Below are 22,169 nucleotides of genomic sequence, written 5' to 3' on the forward strand. Positions count from 1 at the left end.
AAAACAAGCTAATACTCCGGGTTATTTTATAACCGCCTGCGATACCGCCAGCGCATCAGGCTGGGCAATACAATCAGTAGTAACGGCAACGCCAGTATGAATCCGCCGATAACCGCAATTGCCAGTGGCTGATGCAGCTGTGCACCGGTCCCTATTCCCATCGCAATAGGCATTAAAGCAATGATAGCCCCTATGGCCGTCATTAGTTTGGGCCTGAGACGGGTGGAGATAGCATATACGATAGCTTCGTCAACCTGCTGTGTATGATGCATAGATTCTTTAAATTGCAGGAAGGTAAAGATGGCATTCTCCCCGATAATTCCTACAATCATAATCAACCCCGTATAACTCCCTACATTCAGCGGCGTATGCGTGACATATAACGCCATGTAACTGCCCGCAATACCCAATACGGCTACCACCAGGATGATCAGCGCGTCAACAAAGTCTTTGTATAAAAAGAGGATTACACCAAATACCAGCAGGCTGGCCGTTACCAGGATCATCAACAGCTCGCCGAACGATTGTTGCTGATCGGCATAAGCTCCTCCGTAAGCAATATTATATCCCTGCGGCAGCGAAATGCTGGCATCCACCTGCTGACTAATTTCCCGCATAACAGCCCCTAAATCCCGGTTATCCAAACGGGCGGTAACAATACCCATCGACTGTAAGTTTTCACGGGAAATTTCGGCTTCCCCAGTATGGAATGTCACCGTAGCCAGGTCGGTCAATGGGCGTAATTTGCCATCCGGCAGAAATACCTGCAACCGGTTAATCGCGGCAGCATTGAGGATACGGCTACCGGGATATACCAGGCGGATGGGCGACAACTGCTCCTTCTCAAACACCGCTCCTGCCACATTTCCTTCCAGTGCTGTTTGCAGCTGGTATTGCAAACTGGCCGGCGTAATGCCATATTGCGCCAGTAAACGGCTGTTCGGCTCCACGCTCACAGAAGGTCCGGCAATAACAATCCCGTCAAATACATCGGCAGTGCCGGGTACTTTCCCCACTACTTCCGCCACGGACTTAGATAATGCCTTCAACTTCTCCGGGTCAGTTCCGAAAATTTTAATCTCCACGGGCTGTACAGAAGTCATCAGGTCCCCCAGCATATCTCCTATCACCTGCCCGAAATCTATACGCAGCGCCGGCTGTGTAGCCTCCACCTGCTTACGGATCTTATCAATCACTTCATTGGTGGTGAGCTGCCGGTCCTTCTTTAGCTGGATTAAATAATCACCGCGGTTGGGCTCTGTAATAAAAAATCCCATCTGCGTACCAGTACGCCTCGAATAGGCCGCCACTTCGGGCAGACTTGTAATAATTTTTTCTACCTGTTGCAGCATACGGTCCGTTTCCTCCAGGGAAGTACCCGGTGGAGAACTGTAATCCAGCACAATACTTCCTTCATCCATCTCCGGTAAAAACCCTGTTTCCAGGCGCGGAAATACCAGGATCACAGACAACACCAGCAATACGATAAACGATACGCTGATCCAGGGCCTGGTAATAAACCAGGTAACCCAGCGCCGCGGCTTTACATCATGTCCCTCCCGCTCTTTTTGTATGGCAACCCGCTCTTTCCTTTGGTTAGTCAACAACAGGTATATGACCGGCAACCCTATCCACGTGACCACGAAAGAACATACCAGCGTAATGATCATGGTATTGGTCATCACTTTAAAATAAGCACCTGCCACTCCTGTCATCAGTAAAAAAGGAAGAAAGATAACGATGGTGCTGAGGGAAGACCCTACCATAGCGGGGAACAGGTAATTAATCGCTTTTTGTATCAGTACCGTTGTCGGTTCATCGGGATGCTCTTCATGGGTACGGTGAATTTGTTCCACCACTACAATTGCATCATCGATAATCAGCCCAATGGCAGCGGCCATAGCGCCCAACGTCATGATGTTGAACGTTTGCCCACTGGCGTACAATATGATTAAAGTAAGCAACAACGTAATGGGGATGGTGATCAGGATAGTGGCACTCGCTTTCAGCGAGCGGAGAAAGATAACCGCTACAATAATCGCCAGCAACAAACCTATCCACAGGCTATCCGTTACGCTGCGAATGGCGTCTTTTACAAAGTCGGCCTGCACGTAGTAAGGAGAGATTTTTATATCGGCCGGTAATGTCTTTTTCAAATCGGCTATTTTCCTGCTCATGCGGTCCGACAAGTCCACCACGTTGGCGTTCGGCTGCTTGATAACAGCAATCAATATCCCATCCTTACCATTTGCATTTATCTTGATATACTCTTTGGCTTCCCTGATAGCCACTGCAGCAATATCGGCCAGGGTGACAATACGCTTGCCGTTATTGCTCACCACCAGTTGATTCAGTTTCTCTTTGTTATCTACCAACGCATCGGTAACGGTCAGGTATAACAAGCGGTAGTCCGACAAATACCCGTTGGATTTAATAAAATTAGTTTGTGACAGCGCCGCATTCACCATATCCGGCGTAATGCCAAAAGTATTCATCTTCTGCATGTCCAGCTCCACCCAGTATTCCTTGTTCTTTCCCCCGATAATCCGGATTTCTGCTACGCCTTCTACCTGCGACAGAAAGGGTTTTACGGTATAGGTAGCGAGGTACTTGAGGTCAATGGGGGTACGGCTATGGCTTTCTATCGTATATCCGCTCACGGGGAGAATAGAAGGATTCATCCGTTCTACATTAATCTGTATATCCGGCGGTAAGGCATTCTTGATCTCAGCAATTTTTGATTCAATACGCTGCTGGCTGATATTGATATCGGCCTGCCAGTCCATGAAAGCAGATATTTCGCAGCTTCCCCGGCTGGTGGTGCTTCGAATCATTTTCAGATCGGGCACCTGCTTAATTGCCAGCTCCAGCGGGCGGGTAACTGTGATCATCATCTTATTCACCGGCTGTTGCCCGGCATCGGCGATGATCTTGATTTTAGGGAAAGTAATTTCCGGAAAAAGTGCCGACTGTATTTTTCCATAGGCAAACAGTCCTCCGGCAATGATAATTACCAAGAGCACCGTTACCGGGTTTTTATATGCAAGAAAGAAATTTTTCATACCGGCTACTTATTTACGATCGTGACTTTAGCGGTATCCGGGAGGCCGTAGTTACCGCTTACCAGCACCCTGTCCTGCGTGCTCAGCACCGGCGACAGGATCTCTATTTTGTTGCCGGCTTCCATTCCTTTTTGCACCACCACTTTTACCGCGGTGGTGCTATCCATCATTTTCATGATCCAATATTCGTTTTGCGATTCGCTGGAAAGCACGGCTTCCCTGGGCAGGAATACCGCATTGGATTTCCCTCCTTTCCGCAATTTCACTTTAGCAATCAGGTTTTCCGGGATCAGCTTAGTGGTGGTTACCCTGATGATATAATTCTGCGTTTGTGCAATAGAATCTACCGTAGGCAACGGTGCTTCCATTACACCAGGCAACTGCGCTCCATCGGGTAAAGCCACTGTTACCTGGCGATTAGTGGGCACCAGCGCTGTCAACTCGTAGGGCAGGTTCAGGATAAACGCAAAGCTATTGTCGTCGGATATGGTAGCCAGCTGCTCTCCATCCTGCACGTAAGTGCCGCTCTGTGCACTCAGCTGCGTAATATATCCGTTGCCGGTAGCTTTAATAGGAATCAGGCCTGTGAAGCGAAAAGACGAATCCAATTTATTGATCGTATTGCCGAGGTTCTCTGCTTCTTTGGTCTTCAGTAAAAACAATACCTGTCCTCTGCTCACGTGTTGTCCCAGCTTTATGTTAGATGTTTGCAGAAAACCATTGGCTACCGCCTTTACATTTGTTTTCAACAAAAAGGTGGCCGTTGCATTCAATGCGATCTCCTCTTCCATGGCGCCGGTTTCCGGCGATGCTATCGTAACTGGCGTACCGGCTGCTGCTATTTGCTCTTCCTCCGCCGGCGCAGACTGGTGACAGGCCGTTGCCAGGAGTAAACAAATGATACTGAACGTACTTAATCGTTTCATAGTTGGTATCAGTTAGCGCTGTTCCAGTAATTAATCTGGTTGATCAGCTGATATTTATTCACGATGTTCTGTGTGATGATATTCTTTGCATTCAGGTAGTTATTGATAGCGATCACGTAGTCGGCTATCCGTACATCTCCATGTACCAGCAACGCTTTATTGGCCTCCATCAGCCCTTCGGCATAGCTGATTTGTTTACTGGCCTGGTCAATCAGCTCTATCGTTGTTCCCAGCTGTTGGGTTAGCTGTTGCAGCTGTTGATAATACTGCCTGGAAAAAAAGTCCTGGTAGTTTTTTCGCGTAGCTTCTGCAATCGCTACCTTGTCGTGTTGCATTTTACGCTGGTGGCCATCGTAAATAGGCACTACCAGGTTTAAGCCTGCACTCACGCCAAAATTCTTATATGGGTCTAGGGCCAGGGTAGAATTAAATCCTCCGTCTGTATACAGGTTTATTTTGGGCCGGTACAACAGGTCGATGCTCTTATCTGAGTTGCGCAGTTTCAGGCTATCTATCTCAAACTGGCGGTAAAACACGGTATTCTCCAGCGCGGGCAAATGATCGATATGTAATGCCGGATCTTCTATCGGTGTAAACGTGGTATCTGTTACACCGCAGAGGTAATTCAGCTGGGCGAAATTATTTTGGTACTGCCCGCGTAATTGTTTCAGCAGGAGCTCCTGCTGTTGCAGGGTTACCAGGAAGGTAAGATAATCTGTTTGCCGGTAAGTACCGGTCTGGGCGAGCTTTTTCAGGATCACTTCTTCCTGCTTCAGCAATTGTAATACATGGTCATTGAACCGGTACTGCTCCCAGTCGCCATAGGCGGTAATATACTGTGCGGCAATACTTCTTTTCAGGTCTTGCTCCGATATACGGGAAGTATTGCGGAGGCCCTGGTTCTGCAGATCTATTCCCTGCAACTGGTTATTCAGGTTCTTTTTTCCGTTCAGCTCCTTGCTGGCAGATACCAGGGCGCTTACCTGTGCGCCGTTGGTGATGGCAGCATCATACCCGATACCACGAATGAGGGGGGCATAGCTATTATTACTTACTCCATTTACCTGCGGCCCATATGCGGCCCGCAGGCGCTGGCTATCGATCTGTGCTGCCGTTACCTGGTTCTGGTAATCCCTTAGTAGTGGGCTGTTTTGTTTTCCCTGGTCCAGGTAATACGCCAGGTTCTTTCCCTGGGCAAATGCCCGGGAAGCGCCACCTATCCATAGCAACAGCCCCAGGGCTGTTGCGGCATAACTCCTTCTAAAAGCTGAAAACATAAAGCCATTTTAACAAATAAGGTTCCATCCTCTCTTAAAGTAATGTGCCCTTGCTATCGAATATAATATCTTTACCGCTGATTTCCGCTTCGTAGTTCACTGTACCATCTGCTTTCTCAATACGGGCTGTTTCCTTCATTCTTATGCCTTTATAGTGCCTGGCAATATACTTCCTGGCTGCTTCCGGCAGGTCTGTTGCCGGTATAGGCGTTTCCGTTTCCATCCAAGTCCCTTTTGTATCAAACACGGCAGAAATGTGTTGATGGTTTTCCTTAAACCCGGCCTCATAGTTCTTTTGTTCCATTTCCCATTTTACACCGGTAGCAGCAGGGAATTTACTGGAGAAGGCAGCTTTCACAGCGGCAGGCACCTTCGATTCACTGATTTTTTGTGCGAAGGCAGGCATGCTCAATAGCAGGCATCCAAACATTAAATAGTGTTTCATACCATTAAATTTATCCCAAAGTTAACCCGCAATTCTGTTTAACTTCTGTAGTGGCAGGCCATACACCGAATTCAGCAATAGCATCATAAAAAAAGTCCGCAGACACGAGGATCTGCGGACCAGCTGTTGTTTTAGCGTTGTGTTGATTGACTATCTCAGGGTAATTTTCCTGATTTGTCCCAGGTTTTCTTCTACCAGGTAAATATTTCCGGCTTTATCTACCACTAACGGTGAACCGCTGGTGGGACTCAGCAGCGCTTCCTGCAGGGTGCCATTTTTATTACCGCCACGGAAAGGCTGGTAGCTGCCTTCTGCGCCGGTAATGGTGCCAATGGTACCGTCGTTCGGATTGATGGTTCTAATGGAATAATTATAACTGTCTACGATATACACGAAACCAGACACCGGGTCATAGGTCGATGCGGCCGGTCCATTTAACCTGCCTACCCCTTTCGGGCCATCGATATAGTCGCCCTGGTTAAATGCGCCGGCAAACACCAGGTTCTCACCGGTAGCGATGTTCAGCCGCAGTTCTATGGCGCCGTCTACGTTAGACATAAACAGGTAACCATTATACCAGCTAAACTGCGAGGAGATACCATTCCTGGCCACCTGGGTTACCTGCGTACCATTGGAGGTTATTTTGAATACCCCATTGTAATCCGAGCCGGCGTATAAATTACCCGCGGCATCGATGGTGAGGTACTTCGGCTGGAAGTCCAGGCCGGCATAGAATGTGGTCACCTTGCCAGCAGGCGTTATCTTGCGGATATTATTATTAAAGGCATCGGCTACATACAGGTTGTCCTGTGCATCGATAGCCATACCGGAGATAGCAAAGAACTTCGCATTGACGCCTGTACCATCGGTATTACCCCTGTCATCGCCGCCGGCAAACAGGCTACCAGCACCATCCGGGGTAATTTTGCTGATATGACCGTCGCCCGCTGTAAACACGTTGCCTTTGCTGTCTATCACCAACCCTCTCACATTACCTGATGCCATAGCCCCCTTATAGAAAAGGCTGACACCGGCCCGGCGGAATAAGGGTCCTACGGCAGATAAGCTGCCAGTACTTACGTTGAGCGATCCCGTGGTGAAGCCGGCTGGCATTGTTACGGTCAGCGTAGTATCGGTAGCAGCGGTTACCATCACGGCCAGCCCATTGATAGATACGTGATTATTAGCCGCTATTTTGTCGAAACCGGTTCCTTTCATTACGATCACGGATCCGTCCAAACCATTGTCTGGCAATAATTGCGTAATACCCAGCGCTTGAATGGTATACTGCGGTCCATTGATCGCCTGTCCATTAACTGATATCCGCAACATACCGGTAGTGGCGGTAACAGGAACAGTTAACGTCAATTGCTGGCTCGTGGCGCTCATGATTGTCAGTGGTTTACCGTTGAGCAATACGGTGTCTTCATCGCTGATGCTGCTGAAGTTATCCCCCGCAATGGTGATAATACTTCCTACGGGGCCGCTCAGTGGCGCTATGGTACGGATAACAGGCGGCGGCACCGGTGTAAATATGGGTCCACTTGTTTTCTGGCCATTGATGGTAACAGATACCGGTCCGGCTTTCACCTGTGCCGGTACCAATACCTGCAAGGCAGTTTCCGAAGCGTTTACCACGGTACCAGGCAGACCGTTGAAGGCCACTACGTTGTTGGCTACCGTGGTATTGAAGCCTGTTCCGCTGATAGTAACCAGCGTACCGGCGCCACCGGTAGCAGGTTTTATTTTTGTGATCGACTGGAAAGTAAACACCGGGCCGGAGGCATGGGTATTGTTGACCGTTACCTCTACGGCGCCACTCCCGGCGCCTGCCGGCACAATGGCCGTCAACAGCGTATCATTGGAGTTGGATACAATAGCCGGGTGACCATTGATCGATACGGCTGCGGGTCCTTCCAGGCTGCTGAAGCCCGCACCGGAAATTGAGATATTGGTGCCTTCTGGTCCGTTGGCGGGCGACACCTGGTGAATGCTCAATGCCTGGTACGTGTATACGGCGCCGTTAGCCGTGTGATTACCCGCAGTAATGGTAAGCGGACCAGTGGTGCCCTTTTCAGGCGCCTGTACAATCAACACCGTATCATTCACGCTCACCACCGTAGCGCTAATGCCATTAAAAGACACCGTATTGTTACCGATGCCGGTACCGAAGCCGGTACCCCTGATAGTGACCACCGTACCGGGATTTCCGCTGCTGGGCAGGAATCCGCTGATCGACAACGGCAGCGCCACTTCATCACGATTTTTTTTGCAGGCGGCCAGTAAGCACAACGTAGCTGCCAGCACATATAAATATTGTTTCATTGCTTTTATTTGATGTAACACCTAAAATGAATATCTCATACCCAGCTGCAGTTGATAACGGGAGCCGAAGAAATCAGTGGCATAAGGTTTTCCGGGATCTCCGAAAGTATATACCGGGTAGTTCTCCTTGCTTTGCCTGCCCGGATATACCGGCGTCAGTCCCACACTCGCGGTAGAGTTGAAAGTATTGGGAGAGAAATAGGCCCTCCCCCAATCTTTATTCAACAGGTTAGTCAGGTTCATAATATCAAGGGTAAAAGTGAGATAACTGCTGCGGGGATTTTCGGAGAAATGATACTCCTGCCCGAAATGGAAGTCGGCCTGCGTATTCCAGGGCGTACGTCCCATATTACGTTCGGTAAAGTTACCACGGCGGCTACGCAAATATGGGTTTCCATCCACATACCGGTTAAAGGCTTCTGCCTGTGCGGCAGCAGTCACCTGGGTTCCGGCGGTATTGGTATAGTCCTGGAAGAAATGAATGGCATCATCCGCTTGTGGTATGTAAACCAGGCTTACCTGCTGTGGCAGTCCCTGGATACTGTTGTTTACAATACCATAGGTAAACGGTGAACCGGATTGGGCGCTGACGAACAGGGAAAAGCTACTGATCCATTTTGTATTCCACGCCTTGCGGTAATCAGCATGCACCACGATACGGTGGCGGATATCAAAGTTAGAATAGGCCAGGTCGGGATTATTTGGATTCAAGGCCTGGTTCAGCTGCCAGTTACTTTCCATGGAGTTCCGGATACCGTTAGACACGTCTTTGGAAGTACCGTAGGTATAAGATACGCCGGCATTCAGCCCATTGCTGAAGTTACGCCCCACACTACCGGTAATGCTGTAGCGATAACCTTTGTTGGTATTGCTCAACTCGTAGGCATTGGCAAAACGCGGATCAATGCTGCCACTGTATACCGGTTGCTGCATGCCTGCATCATAGCCATAATAGCGGGGATCGTCTTTGATATTCACCTGCCGGAACATCACGTCTTTCAGGCTTTTGGTATACATGCCCTCCAGCGTAAATTTATAGCCATTGCTTGTGGTATAATCTACTGCCAGGCTGGCACGTAATACCTTAGGCATCACAAAGTTATTGTCTACCACATCCACCTGTGTTTTACCCGAATTTTTATTATTGAGAACAGCCCCGTTCTGGCCAATAAAATCTGCGATTCCATTCTTGCCTGTTTTCAGTGGGTCGGTGCCTTTTACAAAGGCTTGCTGGTCTGCTTTCTGATCAAATGAGCCATAGGTATCGCCGTTATTATAGTAGGCGTACGCCAGCCATGCCAGCGGGATACGGCCGGTAAACATGCCGATACCGCCGCGCAGGATGAGGCTTTGGTTGCCCAGCCAGTCGTAACGGAATCCCAGTCTTGGTGAAATCTGTATTTTATTGAGATAACTGTTGCGAATGGCATTCAACGGCGTATAGTAGTACGTGTTGCCCAGGAAGGCATCAGGGATGGCCGTTTGTGTTTTTTCGCTCAGGATAGGCTTTGTTGGCAACAACGTATAGTCGGCACGTATACCTGGCGTAATCTTCAGCTTATCGGTCAGCTGAATTTCATCCTGCGCATAAGCGCTCAACATACCCAGGTTAAAGGATTCGGGGTGTGACAGGATATAATCCCGGCTGTTGTTGGTATAGTTGTAGTTACCTCTTACTCTCCAGGGATTGTTGTTGAGATAATCATCTATGCTCAGGTAGTCTACGCGGCCATTCCAGCTGTTCACAAAGCCATAGTTGATATGATAAATTTCATTGTGTGTACCAAAGAGGAAAGTGTGCTTGCCTTTGTATAAAGTGAGGTTGTCGGTAATTTCCCAGGTACGTTGCTGCATGTTAAAGATGGCAGCTTCGCGGTCGGTGCCGAGGTAAATGGTGGTGCCAGGCGTACGTCCCATGATCTGCACCTGCGGCAGGTTGGGATCTGACTGCGGATCGCGGCGATCGTTGACTACCGTATAGCCTACCAGTAAACTATTGGCCAGCTGCTGACTGAAGCGGGATTTCAATTCCGCTACGGTAGACGTCTGGTTATTGGTTTGCTTATACGCCATGCTGGTAAAGCGGAAATCGGCCTGGTCGCGGTCCATGATCATGGCATCCGACAGGATGGTATTATTGCGCAGCGACAGCTGATGGATGGCATTGATGTTCCAGTCCAGGCGGTTAAAGAACTTCTGCGAATGGGTGCTGGCATTGTAGCTTCCGCCGGTACCGGGATCAAATGCTTTACCGTAGCGCTGCCCGGTGGCATTGCGGATATCCTGCTCATCTTTCACACTCAGGATCTGGGCGGTTTCTGCCTGGCCTACCAGCAATTGAGCCGGATCGCGGCGACCGGTTACTTCTTCATTGGTGAAAAAGAATAGCTTATCTTTTATAATGGGAAAGCCCAGTCGTACGCCGGATTGATAGTCGTAAAAATCGCTGTTCATTTTGCCCAGCGTACCTACCTTATCCTTGCCGGTAAGGGCGCCATTCCGGCCATAGGCGTATACGGAGCCGGTGAACTGGTTGGTACCGCTGCGGGTTACCGCATTGATGCTACCACCGGTGAAATTACCGATTTTCACATCGAAGGGCGCCAGGTATACCTGCATATCTTCAATGGCATCCATGGATACCGGGTTGCTATGTGTGCTGGATCCGGGCATACCGGAAGTACCGGTAATACCGCCGGTAGAGGGACTAAAACCGATAGCGTCGTTATTAATGGCTCCATCCAGGGTAACGTTGTTATACCGGAAGTTGGTACCACCAAAAGAGTTGTCTTTAGACGCCTGTGGTACCAGGCGTGTCATATCGGTGATACTGCGGTTCACCGTAGGCATGTTGCGCAACTGGGTGCTGCCTATGTTCTGGCCGGCGCCATAAGTATTGGCTTTGGCGGTCTTGCTGCCTTTCACCACTACTTCCGACAACTGCTTTTTACTGTCTTCCAGTACAATGGCCAGCTGCAAAGGTTCCCCGAGGCGGATCATAATACCTTCTCGGCTTTGTGTGCCCATTCCCATCATGGATGCCTGCACAGTATATGGGCCACCTACCCGCATGCCTGCGAGGTGATAACGGCCGTCGTTGCCGGCTACCGTGCCGTAACGGGTGCCCGTGGGCGTGTGTATGGCCTGTACCGTAACACCCGGCACCGGCTGCCCTTTTCCATCAACGATACGCCCATCCAGGCGACCGCTGGTTTCCTGTGCCTGCACGCGTATGCATAATAGCATGCATACGATGCAACAAAGTATATATAGCTTTTTCATCATTGGTTCATTTTAATTGAAAGCATCAGAAATTTTCCATCAATACCTGGTCGATGATATGCAACACGCCATTATTGGTAAGCACGTTGGATTTCAGCAACTGCGCCGGCTGACGGTTACCTGCTCCCTGCACTGTAATCGTATATGCGCTGCCGTTGTTCTGTATATTCACTGTAGTCGTGCTGTTGTTCAGCATGTTCTGCAGACTTTGATTGGAAACATCTGTAGTGAGTACGTAATCGTATACAAAGCGGCGGCTGCCTAACATATGAAACTGCAACAGGTTGCGCAGCACGTCGGGACTGGTTTGTATGATGCTGTCGGTAGTAGGGAAACCGGCGGCGATAAACGCGTTGTTGTTGGGTGCAAATACCGTCAGCGGGCCATCTCCCTTCAACAGCTCTTTCATCCCTGCTCTTTGCAAGGCCGCGTTGAAATAGGTCAGCGAGGGTTCTGCTGCAATAGCCGCGCTCAGCTTATCCTGGTTCAATGGATTCAGTACCGCACTGATCACCTGCACCAATCCATTGCTGGCAGGTAAGTTCTGCGCCGTTACCGGGGTGCCGTTGATGGTAATCACCGTGTCCTGGTTGTGCACCCAATGGGTAACAAACAGCTGCGCGCCGGAAGAAGTACTCACCGGCTGATTAAACCGGTAAGGCAGTTTATCCAGCTGCCATAATCCTTTCAGGATATGGTACTGTATCATGTTCACCAATACAGCTCCTCTTTCTTTGGCTACATCCTGTTCCGTATTATAACCGCTTCTCTGAAAGGCGCTATTATCCGGGATCAACACGGTATAGGGCCCTTTGTCCAGCAACAGGGTATTGAAGCTGGTGGCAGTGAGCGCCGTATTAAAAAAGGAGAAGTTGAACTTGTTGTCCTCAATTACATACAGGAGCTTGTTATTATCCTGGCTATTTGCCGGCTTATTGTCGTCTTTCTTACATGAAAACAATAGAAGCGCCGACGCAAAAATTAAAATATGTTGTTTCATTTTACTAAATGCTTTTAAGTATGCGCCTTATGGCATGAACAATCCATCATCCACTACATGAATAACGCCGTTGAGAAACAACAGGTCGGTAGTTACCAGTTTGCGCGGAGGCAGCGGCGATTTTACCTGGTTCACCAGGATACTGCCATTGCTGCCGGCAAAGGCGAGCCGGATAAACTGCGGCGGTTCGTGGTAAGCGGCGCCGGGCCTTATTTGAAAACCAGATAGCAAAGGGTTGTCGGTAAGATCATTGGAAAACAGCATCAGTGGGTAGTCTGCCCGCATGGCGCCATTAAAATCCAGGTGATTGGCCGACAACAGCGAGTCGAGCGAGGTGGTAGGGCTCACGTAAAAGGCATTGTCGTCATAATGCGCACCGTCTACCGGATATAACAGGGCCCTCTGTCTAAGGTCATCGATCGTTTTAAATCCACTCTGTTGAAAGGCCCTGTTAGTTGGTGCAAACAGTGTAACCGGTTTATTATCGGAAGTAATCTGCAGTAACCTGGTCATCGTCGGATTGGCCCAGCTCTGCTGGTAAATACTATCGCTGATACGAAATGCTTCCACCAGGAAGCTGAACTCCGGGTGAGTGGTGAGGTAACCATACATGTCTTGCTCCGGTTTGTTCTGCACTTCATCCAGCACGTAAATGGTTCCATTGGTGGCCTCCAGGGCTTTCAGCGGATGTGGCTTCCCGTTTACTATCAGCTTCCCGTTATGGAGTCCCAGGTATTGATAATAGATATAGGGATTGTTGGAATAAAAGCCCGGAAAATCGATGCGGGTGAGCAACGTATGCATATTGTTACTGCCGCTCAGTCGCTGCAGCTGATCGCCCGACACCCAGCTATCCAGCACATGGTAAAACAGCAGGGTATCCAGGTCGGCAACCGCCATGGTGTTTACTTTATCGGCAGTAATACCGGCCTTCGCAAATGCGTCATCAGAAGGCGCCAGCAGCGTATATGCCTGCAGGGTCTTATCGGCAATCACGGAATCCATGTTTACCTTTTTCCAGATCGACTTATAAATGGTAAGATTGGAGCTATCCAGCAACTGCCTGATCTTCAGAGAAGGACCGGTATAGTCAATAGGCTTGCCTATGGGCGCTACCTGTGCATCTTTCAACTGGCAGCCGGCCAGGAATAGCAGCACTAACGTAAACGTATATGTGAAATAATTTTTTTTCATCAGTCCGCTTTTTTACTTGATTAAAAGTGAATCAGGATACAGCAGGATATTATTCATGCGGTTAATGACGCCGTTGCTTACCATGATATCCTGTCCCTTTGCGCCGCCATCAACGGTAATACCTCCCGGGCTGTGAGCGCCCCACCTGCCGCCGGGCGCCCAGATGGTAAAGTTGCCGTGGGGATTGATGAAATAACCGCTTCCGATATCCAGCTTTTCGCTGTATGCACCTATCACGTCAAAATCTTTCATCAGGATATGGTGCGGTTGCAGGCACAGCGTGTAGATATTAAAAGCGAGGGGATTATAGCGGCTCACATCCAGTTTGTTGATGCTGTCTGCCGTGAGATTATAACCCAGGAAAGCACTATTCGATGGCGCGTAAACGGTAAAAGGCCCATCGGTTTTCAGGGTCTCCCATTGCTTTGTTTTCTTCAGCAGCGTTACAAAAACAGACAGGCTGGTATCGGCCGACAGGTAATCGGTAATCTGCTGTGGTACATACTTTGGTACAGCCTGGATAACATGTACTACCCCGTTTTTCATGGCCAGGTTCCGTTTGGGCGCATCATATACCATACCTCCATTGAAGACGGCCGGATAGGCATCGGCGTTGTTACCTATTACCCCTACCGATACATAACTGGTCATATTGCCCAGGGTGGCGTAGCGGTTATCGAGCTGTGTTGGGATAGCGGCTATGTATAAACGGTCTTTGATCACCAGGTTCTTTAAACTGGTACGCAGACTATCAGTATTCATACCATTGAAATCCTCCGGTTTGTTGATCCCCAGGGCTTTAAACGCCTGGTTATCGGGCGCCCATACGGTAAAAGGGCCGTCGGCATTTAAACTATCCAGGAACCCTGTCTTTTGCAGGGCGGCCGACAGGAGGCTCAGGTCATAGTTATTATGTATGAAGTCACCTACCATACGTACATCGGCAGTATGGTCGTCGGAAGTAATGTCTAGTTTTTTACATGCCGCTGCCAGTAACGTCAACAGGAAAATATAGAAAGGAAAATATCTTTTCATAATACATTTATTTATAAATGGGCGGATCGTAACGGCGTTGCAGGGTGGTGATATACATATTGCCATTCACATATTCCACGGTATTGATCGTAGCAAATGAGCGCGGGTTGTATATGCCCGAATACACGGAAATCACCATCCCTGTGCGTACATCGCCTCCCAGGACAAATACCGCCGGCGGAGCCGTTGCCCCGAGTGCAAAGGAGGTGTAACTACCCTTACTGTTGGAATTCAGGTAATCCTGCTCAGGCGGCAAACCTGGCTTCAGGATATTGAACAGCTGCCCGGCGAGACCTGCATAAATATGGCTGGCAGTAGCATCCGGGAACAACGGGAAATTGGTATACGGCTGCACCACCGGCTCCTGCGACCTGGTGATCTTCGTGGCATATACATTCTTATATCCATTCACCGGTGTATTGTCCTGCTTGTACAGGGAATAAAACACATTCATAGTGTCCCCTATGCAGGTATTGTCGTTATTAGAGAGATCAAACACGTAGGTTTTCGCAAATCCTTCCGCACTGAGGTTGTAGAAATTGGTATATACCAATGAATCCGATAAAGGTATTTTCGTAAACTGCTCTTTCCGGAGATACACCCCTGTTTCCCGTGTATACACGGATTTTTCCAGGATGTTCATCGTATAAATTTCTCCCTGGTCCAGGTTCACCGTTGTATCTATCAATACCTTTTTCCGGGCGCTGGCAGGTAGCGTATAAAACGGGTCGTTGCTACGCGGACGGTTCATGAACAGGAAGCGGTGCTTACCACTTTTCACCATGCCATAGCCGGAGAGGTCGTATCCATTTACAATGGGACCCACCGGTACTTTAGCGGTCCCGGGAAACTCTTTCTGCCACAGTGTAGTATTACCGGCATCCGGGTAAGGTCTGGCCAAAGGCCCGCGGGTAGCCAGGAAATCGAAAGTAACGTCGGCGCCGATTGGCACGCCGGCAGCATCCAGCTGTGGGTCTATCAGCATGGTGATAAAAGGTTGCGGCGCATCCTTGTTGCCGACAGACACATTGTAGGTAAGACAGTTAAATACCCGGAGATAGGCGGGTGCGCTTACTTCGGGAAAATCCGTCTTGCGGCATCCCATCACCAGTATGCCCACCACGGCTATATATCTCCAGATAATATTCCTGCTATTGTTATATACACGCTTCATAATAGTCGTTATTGATTGTGCTTGATGATGATCATTCGCGCCGGCACTTCCCCGGGGTTCTTCGGATGCAGGGCGCCGGTTAACGCTACTGTATACACGCCGGTTTCATAGGCCGGCAAGCCATTTTTATACAGTTCAGGGCGGGCAATAAAATCGCTGCCATTTAGCTGTGGTATGTCTGTGAGCCAATCGCCAGGCAATACGCCGGGTGCAGATGCGTATACGCCAATTTTATTGATGCCTATCAACGGCGAAAAAAGTATATAAGGCTGATCGGCAATCACCTGTCCCCTGCTGAGGTGCTGGCTGGCAGTGCCGCTGTAGGTGAGATAGCCGGAAAGGAGTGCGCCATTGGCTCCTGTGAATGTCACCTCCGGTATGTCCGTCGACAAGTTCAGGAAACGTACTTTAAACGGTATCGACACGCTGTACTGGTCATTACTGCCATCATCTCCTTTACTGTTTCCGGGGAGATAAAAACTGCCGCTCAGGTTATTGGCTACGATCTTCAACGACGGTTGCCCGTTATTGTCGGGATATACCCAGGCAGTGTAGTTATCGCTGCCATTGATAGTAAGCGGCTGCTCGGCCAACTTTTTCCCGCTGGCGTCATTCAAGGTTACGGTATGCGTGCCCGTAACCAGGATTTTATAGGCAGAAGACTTACTATAAGCCAGTCCTCCTTCCGCCAACGGCAGGCCGTCAACATTCACGGTCACAGGTTGTCCGGGTAAAGCGTTGGCTGCCTGCAGGCGGCCATAAGTAATATTCAGCGCTTCCTTGTTATCTGCAATGACCCGGAAGCTGTTGAATGTTACAGGAGCTGCATAACTGCTGCCGGCATCTTTGAAGCTGAAGCCGGCATTAGCACATACCATGATGGTATACACGCCTCCGGGCTGATACGCACGTGTAGGCGCATACGTTAACCGGGTATCTATCATGGGATTGTCTCCCGTTGTCATAGTACCGGTAGTTTTATTGACCACGCTCAGTAGCTCATCACTATTCACCTTTACAGCAGGCAATACGTTCCCATCATCTGTCGTCACTTTAAACTGGTAGGTGCCGTAAGGCAGCTCTACGTAATCGGAGTATTTACCAGGGGCTATGCTGCTGGTAGCGGCACTCACTTTAGTGCCATCTGCCAGTATCAACGTCATGTTACCCTGCAGCGATGCCACATCAGGCGCAGAGCCCAGGTTCAGCAAACGTATCTTAAAGCGCTCCGGGGCGGCAGGCGGTGAAATAGAACGGGGAATGGCAAAGATGGAATCATCTCCCAATACCCCGGCATCCCCATGCGCACCATACAAAACGTTATAGAAGTCAGTCGGATTGTTCACGTCCTCATGGATGTCGAAATCCTTTGGATATTGTATCTTCTTATCGCCAAAAATCATGCTTCCGATACGGATATGCGCACTCCCATCAGCTTTAATAAAACGCTGCGGAATGGTATAGGAAGCGCCCAGGCGGCCGTTTTGAAAATATATCGTAGGCCTGGATTCCAGGTAGTAGCCTTCTATATTGGGCGGCATAAAACTGGTGAGCGGCGTATCATTGATGATCAATTCGGTGGCGGCCCTGCCCATGTTCATCAACCGTACCGTAGATGCCGTCAATGGCGGCAGCGGGGGCTGTTCCTGGAACACGTAGTCCGATTTACTTTTCTTACAGGCCCATAGCCCTGAAGTCAATAGTATGGCCAGAAAATATTTTACAGCTTGCATCATTTTCATTTTACAGTCAATCCCTTTAGAAAATATTATAGTTCAGGCCCAGCATAAACTCCGTGCCCCTGTAATAACTGCGGCGGATATACGTATTTCCATAGTATTTACCTCCTGTGCCGGGGTTGGCATATACTTCCCGCCAGGCCGGGTTCATGATATTTTTAGCATATCCTTTCAGCTGTAACCGCCGGGTGAGATACTGGCTGAAAACAAAGTCCAGTACCGGTGCAGGCCTACTGTACAAATCCGGCTCCCCGGTCAGGTTAATTTGTATGAGCCGCTCTCCTACTTCATTGAAAGTAACGGTGAGGTCGGTGCGGGTGCGCGGGTTATTATAGTTCAGGTAAGCGTTGATGGAATACGGCGCCTGTTCAAACAGCGGGCTGTTGGAGGGAGCCTTGCGGTCTACAATGCGGGAATCGTTTAGCCGTTCAGGTGATTTTTTAATTTCACTTTGCGCGAGCAACAGGTTGGAGCCGAGATTAAAGTTCTTCAGCGGATACCACCAGCGGCCCAGGTTTTTCACTACCTCCAGTTCCACGCCATACACTTGTCCCCTATTGGGATCATTCTCAAAACGAATGGCCGGAAATTCAGGAAAACGTGCATCGAGGCCGGCGGAATTCTGTGAATATACTTTGGTCAGCTGGTGATCAATCTGTTTGTAGAAGGCAGATGCCGCAATCACTTCACCGGAATTCGGGAACCATTCCCAGCGGAAATCGTAGTTGGTCGTTTGCTGGTTTACCAACTTAGAATTACCTACCACCAATGCAAACTGGAATGGGTCAAACTCAAACACGTTGGTAATTTCCCGCAGCTCCGGCCTGGCCAGCGTAGTGCTGTAACCCAGGCGGAAGTTCATGTTCTCCTGCAGGGTATAGGTAAGGTTCAGGGAATAATAGGGCTTATAATCTGTTTTATAAATAGAGTTGGGCTGTGTAAATACCAGCTTCACGGTTTGCCCATCTTTGTTAGGCGTAGTCAGTGAAGGATCGAGGAAAACACCTGCGGTATCTACTGCTGCCCGGATATCGGTCATTTCGAAACGCACCCCACCGGTCACCCGGAGATTTTGCAATACGTGCAGGTCGAGCATGCCATAAAATGCGCGGGTTTCAAAGGAACCTTTATAGTTGTTGGGCGATTTCTGTGCGTTATATAAAAATCCTCCTACGGCTGGTTGTCCCTCGCCGATAGCGCCGGTAGGCACCTTCACGCCAATCTGGTCATATCCTACCAGCCTGTCGAGGTTGCCATGCACGGTATACAGCGCCTGGTTGCCGGTAGACGAGAAATTGGAGCCTGGCAGCGACAATACATTTTCATTAAATGTGCGATCGCGGTGCAGGTAGTTAACGCCTCCTTTGAATTCCTGCTTTTGTCCAAACAGGCGGAAAGGCCAGGCCAGGTCGGCTTTATAGTTATAGTTGGTTTCTTTCAGCTGACGATAACGGCGACCATTCGGATCGGCCTGGATAATGCCATACGGGCCATATCCATTTACATAACCGGATACCAGGGAATAGTACACCGGCGTACCGGTGCTGCCTGTGCTGCCTGGCAGGCTGCCATTTACCGGGATAGAGCCACCACCAACAGGATGGTACACCGCCAGGTTCACAAAGCGGTAGTCAGGATCATCCTGGCCGGAGGTAGAACTGGCCATATTATAGCTCAACTTCGGCGCATATTCTCCTGTGGCCAGCTTATGCTCGCCCTGTAAGTTGAACGTATTGAGGGTACGGTAACTGCGTTTGAGTGAATATACCGTATTGGAAACATCGCCGGATAAACCGGTATACTCGTAGGCCCCATAAAGGTTGCTGGCCTGCACTTCGGCACCGCGGCTACCCATATACTGTACACTGATTTCATTACGCGGGTTAAAGCGGTAAGTAAGCCCACCCAGGAACCCGTAGTTAAGGGTAGATGTTCCGGTGTTTTCTTTATACGAAATATATTTCCCCAGGTTAATGTTATTGGGCGTGATATAGTTAGGAATAATACGGGTGCTGTTTACCTGGTTGTTACCTGTCAGCACCCCCTGGTAAATACTCCATTGGGTAAGGTCGCCGCCATGTATGTCGGTAGACCGCTGGTAGTAGTTCACACCGGCTATTACGCCCAGCTTATGCCGTTTGAATACCTGGAAGCTGTTGCCATAGGTGATACCATAAATCTGGTTCAGCTTTGCACTGGCATAGTGCGTGGTCAGTACCGGGTCGAAGCTGTGCATAATACCGTTGATCCTGTTCACCTCCTGTTTAATAGCCGGGTCGTTGCCACTGTTGGCAATCATGGATTGCACCTGTGCAAAGCCGCCGGGATATTGCTTTCCGAGGGCGGTAAAGTCGGACGATAAACCTGCCTGCTTTACCTTTTGCCCGAAGAAACCCGGATCGCTGTTATAAAAACTATTGATCTTTCCGCCCATACCGATGTTGGAATTGAATCCGGATTGCGCGGTGATATTGAGCGTAGCCGAATCGGGTACCGATTTCGTTTTCAGCTCTATAATACCGGCTGCCGCATCGGCGGGTTTATCGGGGGTATAGGTTTTATAGATAGTAATATTTTCCAGCAGGGCCGCCGGTACCAGGTCCAGCGGGATGGCGCTGCGATCGGGATCAGAAGAGGCCAGACGTACGCCGTTGAGCTGTCCGATAACGCTGCGGTCGCCCAATCCGCGTACTGCCACGTACTTATCATCGGTAATGGTAACACCGGATACCCGTTGCAGGGCCTGTGTAGTAGTGATGCTGGCTGTTTTTTCGATATTGGCGGCGGAAATGGCATCCTGTACAATGGCTGATGCCTTTCTTTCTGCCAGCACTGCTGCTTCGGTATTGGCTTTGCGGCGGGCCTGCACTTGTACCTCATTCAGCTGTGTACGGGAAGGCTTCAGGGCAATCTGCAAAGTGGTAGTACCACCTGCTACTTTGATTTCCTGTGGTTGGTAACCGATATAGGTCACTACCAATACGGCGCCTTCATCGGGAATGGTAATGCTGAAATGCCCGTTGGCATCGGTGATGGCGCCGGCGCTTTGCCCTTTGATGCGTATGCCTACGCCAGGCAGCGGGGTACCATTATTTTTGTCGGTAACGGTACCTTTCACTGGCGGAAGAAGAGGCGTTACCGTAATACGGTTATCGGCATACACCTGTGCCACCATGTTGGCCGGTGTCAGCAATCCTGCCAGGATATCCAGCAGTGGCGCATTATTGGCCCGAAAGCTGGCGTGTTTTATTTTGTCTACCTTTTCATCATTGAAATAAATCCGTACGCCAGACCGGGCCGATATTTCTTCCAGCGCAGTCCGCAGGGGCAGGTCGTGGATGTCGACAGACATACGTATCCGTTCCACTGACTGACCTTTGGTAGTTACGCTGGCCATCAGGTTCGTGGCCGTAACAACAAGCACTATTACGTAAAAGGAGATACGCATAACCCATTTTAAATAAGCACAGGGTTTCCCCAGGAAAAAATTCATACTTTTACCTTGTTAATTAGTTAATCCTTCGGGTTAGTTAATGACGGCGATGATATGGATCGGTTTCTCAGGCCTGGTGTCATATCTATCGCACCTTAAACCGGGTACGCGTGCGTGATCCGGTTTTTTTATGATGTGCATTAAGTAAATCTTTCTCTCATCATGTCAGTTTTAGTAGGTCAGGAAATATTAATAATACCATTTGGTGTTGCTTTGAAATGCAGGCCATATACCTTACTCAATATCTTCAGGATATCTTCCAGGGACTGATGTGGATCGAAGGTGCCGCTGATCTCCATGTTCTGCAAAGGGGCAGCCGTTATCCGGAATGTTTTGCCATAGCGATGCTGCAGCGATACCACCACCTCTGCGAGATAGTCTTTCTCAAAGCAGAGTCCTCCTTCCTTCCATAGCATGAGCGACTGTGCCCGTACATTTCTAACCTGTTGGGTACCTTTATCTATGTTGATGCGTAATTCCTGGTTGGCGGTAAGCAATACTGCATGTGAACTATCAATGCCCTGGTATACGGCCACCTTGCCGGAAGACACGGTCACTTTATAGGTATTGGGCGCGGTATAGGAACGGATGCTGAAAGTGGTGCCCAGTACCCGGGTACGGTAGCCGTTACTTTCAATCACAAAAGGATGTTGCGGGTCCTGACGTACATCAAAGTACGCCTCTCCTTCCAGGTATACTGTTCTATTGGTGCTGAATTGCTCCGGGTAGCGCAAATGGCTGCTTGCGTTTAACCAGATGACGGAGCTGTCGGTAAGCGTGATTTTCGATAGTTGCCCCGCCTGGGTGTACAGGTCGAGGAATTTAACAGCAGGCTTGCGTGCAGGCACTTTAGATCTATACCACCATCCACCTGCTACCATCATGGCGACCGATATAACGGAAGCAGCTAAACGCCATCTGACGCGGGTAGGTTTCATGGCCACCACCCTGCCGGTGTTTTCCGCCTCATAGGCCTGCACCCGCGCCTGCACTGCGGCAAAAATATCATCTCCCGATGGACGCCCATCAGTGGCTCCTTCGCGCGGAGGCGTATGCCATTGGTCGAACCATTCGTTCACCCGTTGTTCTTCCTCCGGCGTAGCATGGCCGGCAAGATACCTGTCTATCAGTGGTTGTATTGTATGATCTTCCTGCATGTAAATAAATTGACAGCCCGTTTATCGGATATTTCCCGGTACCAATTACATTTACCGCAA

At 49.5% G+C, this 22,169-nt stretch carries 13 protein-coding genes; all 13 read right to left on the reverse strand.

The window, feature by feature from the left end; genetic code table 11:
- Positions 1-26 precede the first annotated feature (26 nt).
- On the reverse strand, positions 27-3,062 hold the full coding sequence (locus HGH91_RS27655; protein ID WP_168742466.1) for an efflux RND transporter permease subunit: 3,036 nt from the start codon (positions 3,060-3,062) through the stop codon (positions 27-29).
- A gap of 5 nt (positions 3,063-3,067) precedes the next feature.
- Positions 3,068-3,988, reverse strand: a complete 921-nt coding sequence (locus tag HGH91_RS27660; protein ID WP_168742468.1) for an efflux RND transporter periplasmic adaptor subunit — start codon at positions 3,986-3,988, stop codon at positions 3,068-3,070.
- Between the two features lie 8 nt (positions 3,989-3,996).
- On the reverse strand, positions 3,997-5,265 hold the full coding sequence (locus HGH91_RS27665; RefSeq protein WP_168742470.1) for a TolC family protein: 1,269 nt from the start codon (positions 5,263-5,265) through the stop codon (positions 3,997-3,999).
- Positions 5,266-5,299: 34 nt separating this feature from the next.
- Positions 5,300-5,710: a PepSY-like domain-containing protein gene (locus HGH91_RS27670; RefSeq protein WP_168742472.1), complete on the reverse strand. Its 411-nt coding sequence runs from the start codon at positions 5,708-5,710 to the stop codon at positions 5,300-5,302.
- Positions 5,711-5,860: 150 nt separating this feature from the next.
- Positions 5,861-8,035 (reverse strand): IPT/TIG domain-containing protein, encoded by a 2,175-nt coding sequence (locus HGH91_RS27675; RefSeq protein WP_168742474.1) that lies wholly within the window; start codon positions 8,033-8,035, stop codon positions 5,861-5,863.
- Positions 8,036-8,056: 21 nt separating this feature from the next.
- On the reverse strand, positions 8,057-11,317 hold the full coding sequence (locus HGH91_RS27680; protein ID WP_247651861.1) for a carboxypeptidase regulatory-like domain-containing protein: 3,261 nt from the start codon (positions 11,315-11,317) through the stop codon (positions 8,057-8,059).
- Positions 11,318-11,342: 25 nt separating this feature from the next.
- Positions 11,343-12,317, reverse strand: a complete 975-nt coding sequence (locus HGH91_RS27685; RefSeq protein ID WP_168742478.1) for a fasciclin domain-containing protein — start codon at positions 12,315-12,317, stop codon at positions 11,343-11,345.
- Between the two features lie 27 nt (positions 12,318-12,344).
- Positions 12,345-13,511, reverse strand: coding sequence for a fasciclin domain-containing protein (locus tag HGH91_RS27690; protein ID WP_168742480.1), 1,167 nt, complete (start codon positions 13,509-13,511; stop codon positions 12,345-12,347).
- 12 nt (positions 13,512-13,523) lie between these two features.
- On the reverse strand, positions 13,524-14,546 hold the full coding sequence (locus HGH91_RS27695) for a fasciclin domain-containing protein (RefSeq protein WP_168742481.1): 1,023 nt from the start codon (positions 14,544-14,546) through the stop codon (positions 13,524-13,526).
- A 7-nt stretch (positions 14,547-14,553) separates the two neighbouring features.
- Positions 14,554-15,720, reverse strand: a complete 1,167-nt coding sequence (locus HGH91_RS27700) for a hypothetical protein (RefSeq protein ID WP_168742483.1) — start codon at positions 15,718-15,720, stop codon at positions 14,554-14,556.
- 8 nt (positions 15,721-15,728) lie between these two features.
- The gene (locus HGH91_RS27705; protein ID WP_211092453.1) at positions 15,729-17,456 is read right to left on the reverse strand and encodes a DUF4397 domain-containing protein; all 1,728 of its coding nucleotides are present in this window, start codon (positions 17,454-17,456) and stop codon (positions 15,729-15,731) included.
- A 22-nt stretch (positions 17,457-17,478) separates the two neighbouring features.
- The gene (locus HGH91_RS27710; RefSeq protein ID WP_168742487.1) at positions 17,479-20,907 is read right to left on the reverse strand and encodes a TonB-dependent receptor; all 3,429 of its coding nucleotides are present in this window, start codon (positions 20,905-20,907) and stop codon (positions 17,479-17,481) included.
- A gap of 224 nt (positions 20,908-21,131) precedes the next feature.
- Positions 21,132-22,109 carry a FecR family protein gene (locus HGH91_RS27715; protein ID WP_168742489.1) on the reverse strand — a complete coding sequence of 326 codons (978 nt, stop codon included), beginning with the start codon at positions 22,107-22,109 and terminating at the stop codon, positions 21,132-21,134.
- Positions 22,110-22,169 lie beyond the last annotated feature (60 nt).

This window comes from Chitinophaga eiseniae (assembly GCF_012641265.1).
Lineage (GTDB): Bacteria > Bacteroidota > Bacteroidia > Chitinophagales > Chitinophagaceae > Chitinophaga > Chitinophaga eiseniae_A.

Coding starts and splice junctions, on each gene's coding strand:
- HGH91_RS27685 (WP_168742478.1), bottom strand. CDS start 12,317: ATGAAACAACATATTTTAATTTTTGCGTCGGCGCTTCTATTGTTTTCA.
- HGH91_RS27660 (WP_168742468.1), bottom strand. CDS start 3,988: ATGAAACGATTAAGTACGTTCAGTATCATTTGTTTACTCCTGGCAACG.
- HGH91_RS27695 (WP_168742481.1), bottom strand. CDS start 14,546: ATGAAAAGATATTTTCCTTTCTATATTTTCCTGTTGACGTTACTGGCA.
- HGH91_RS27665 (WP_168742470.1), bottom strand. CDS start 5,265: ATGTTTTCAGCTTTTAGAAGGAGTTATGCCGCAACAGCCCTGGGGCTG.
- HGH91_RS27715 (WP_168742489.1), bottom strand. CDS start 22,109: ATGCAGGAAGATCATACAATACAACCACTGATAGACAGGTATCTTGCC.
- HGH91_RS27710 (WP_168742487.1), bottom strand. CDS start 20,907: ATGCGTATCTCCTTTTACGTAATAGTGCTTGTTGTTACGGCCACGAAC.
- HGH91_RS27705 (WP_211092453.1), bottom strand. CDS start 17,456: ATGATGCAAGCTGTAAAATATTTTCTGGCCATACTATTGACTTCAGGG.
- HGH91_RS27690 (WP_168742480.1), bottom strand. CDS start 13,511: ATGAAAAAAAATTATTTCACATATACGTTTACGTTAGTGCTGCTATTC.
- HGH91_RS27680 (WP_247651861.1), bottom strand. CDS start 11,317: ATGAAAAAGCTATATATACTTTGTTGCATCGTATGCATGCTATTATGC.
- HGH91_RS27655 (WP_168742466.1), bottom strand. CDS start 3,062: ATGAAAAATTTCTTTCTTGCATATAAAAACCCGGTAACGGTGCTCTTG.
- HGH91_RS27670 (WP_168742472.1), bottom strand. CDS start 5,710: ATGAAACACTATTTAATGTTTGGATGCCTGCTATTGAGCATGCCTGCC.
- HGH91_RS27700 (WP_168742483.1), bottom strand. CDS start 15,720: ATGAAGCGTGTATATAACAATAGCAGGAATATTATCTGGAGATATATA.
- HGH91_RS27675 (WP_168742474.1), bottom strand. CDS start 8,035: ATGAAACAATATTTATATGTGCTGGCAGCTACGTTGTGCTTACTGGCC.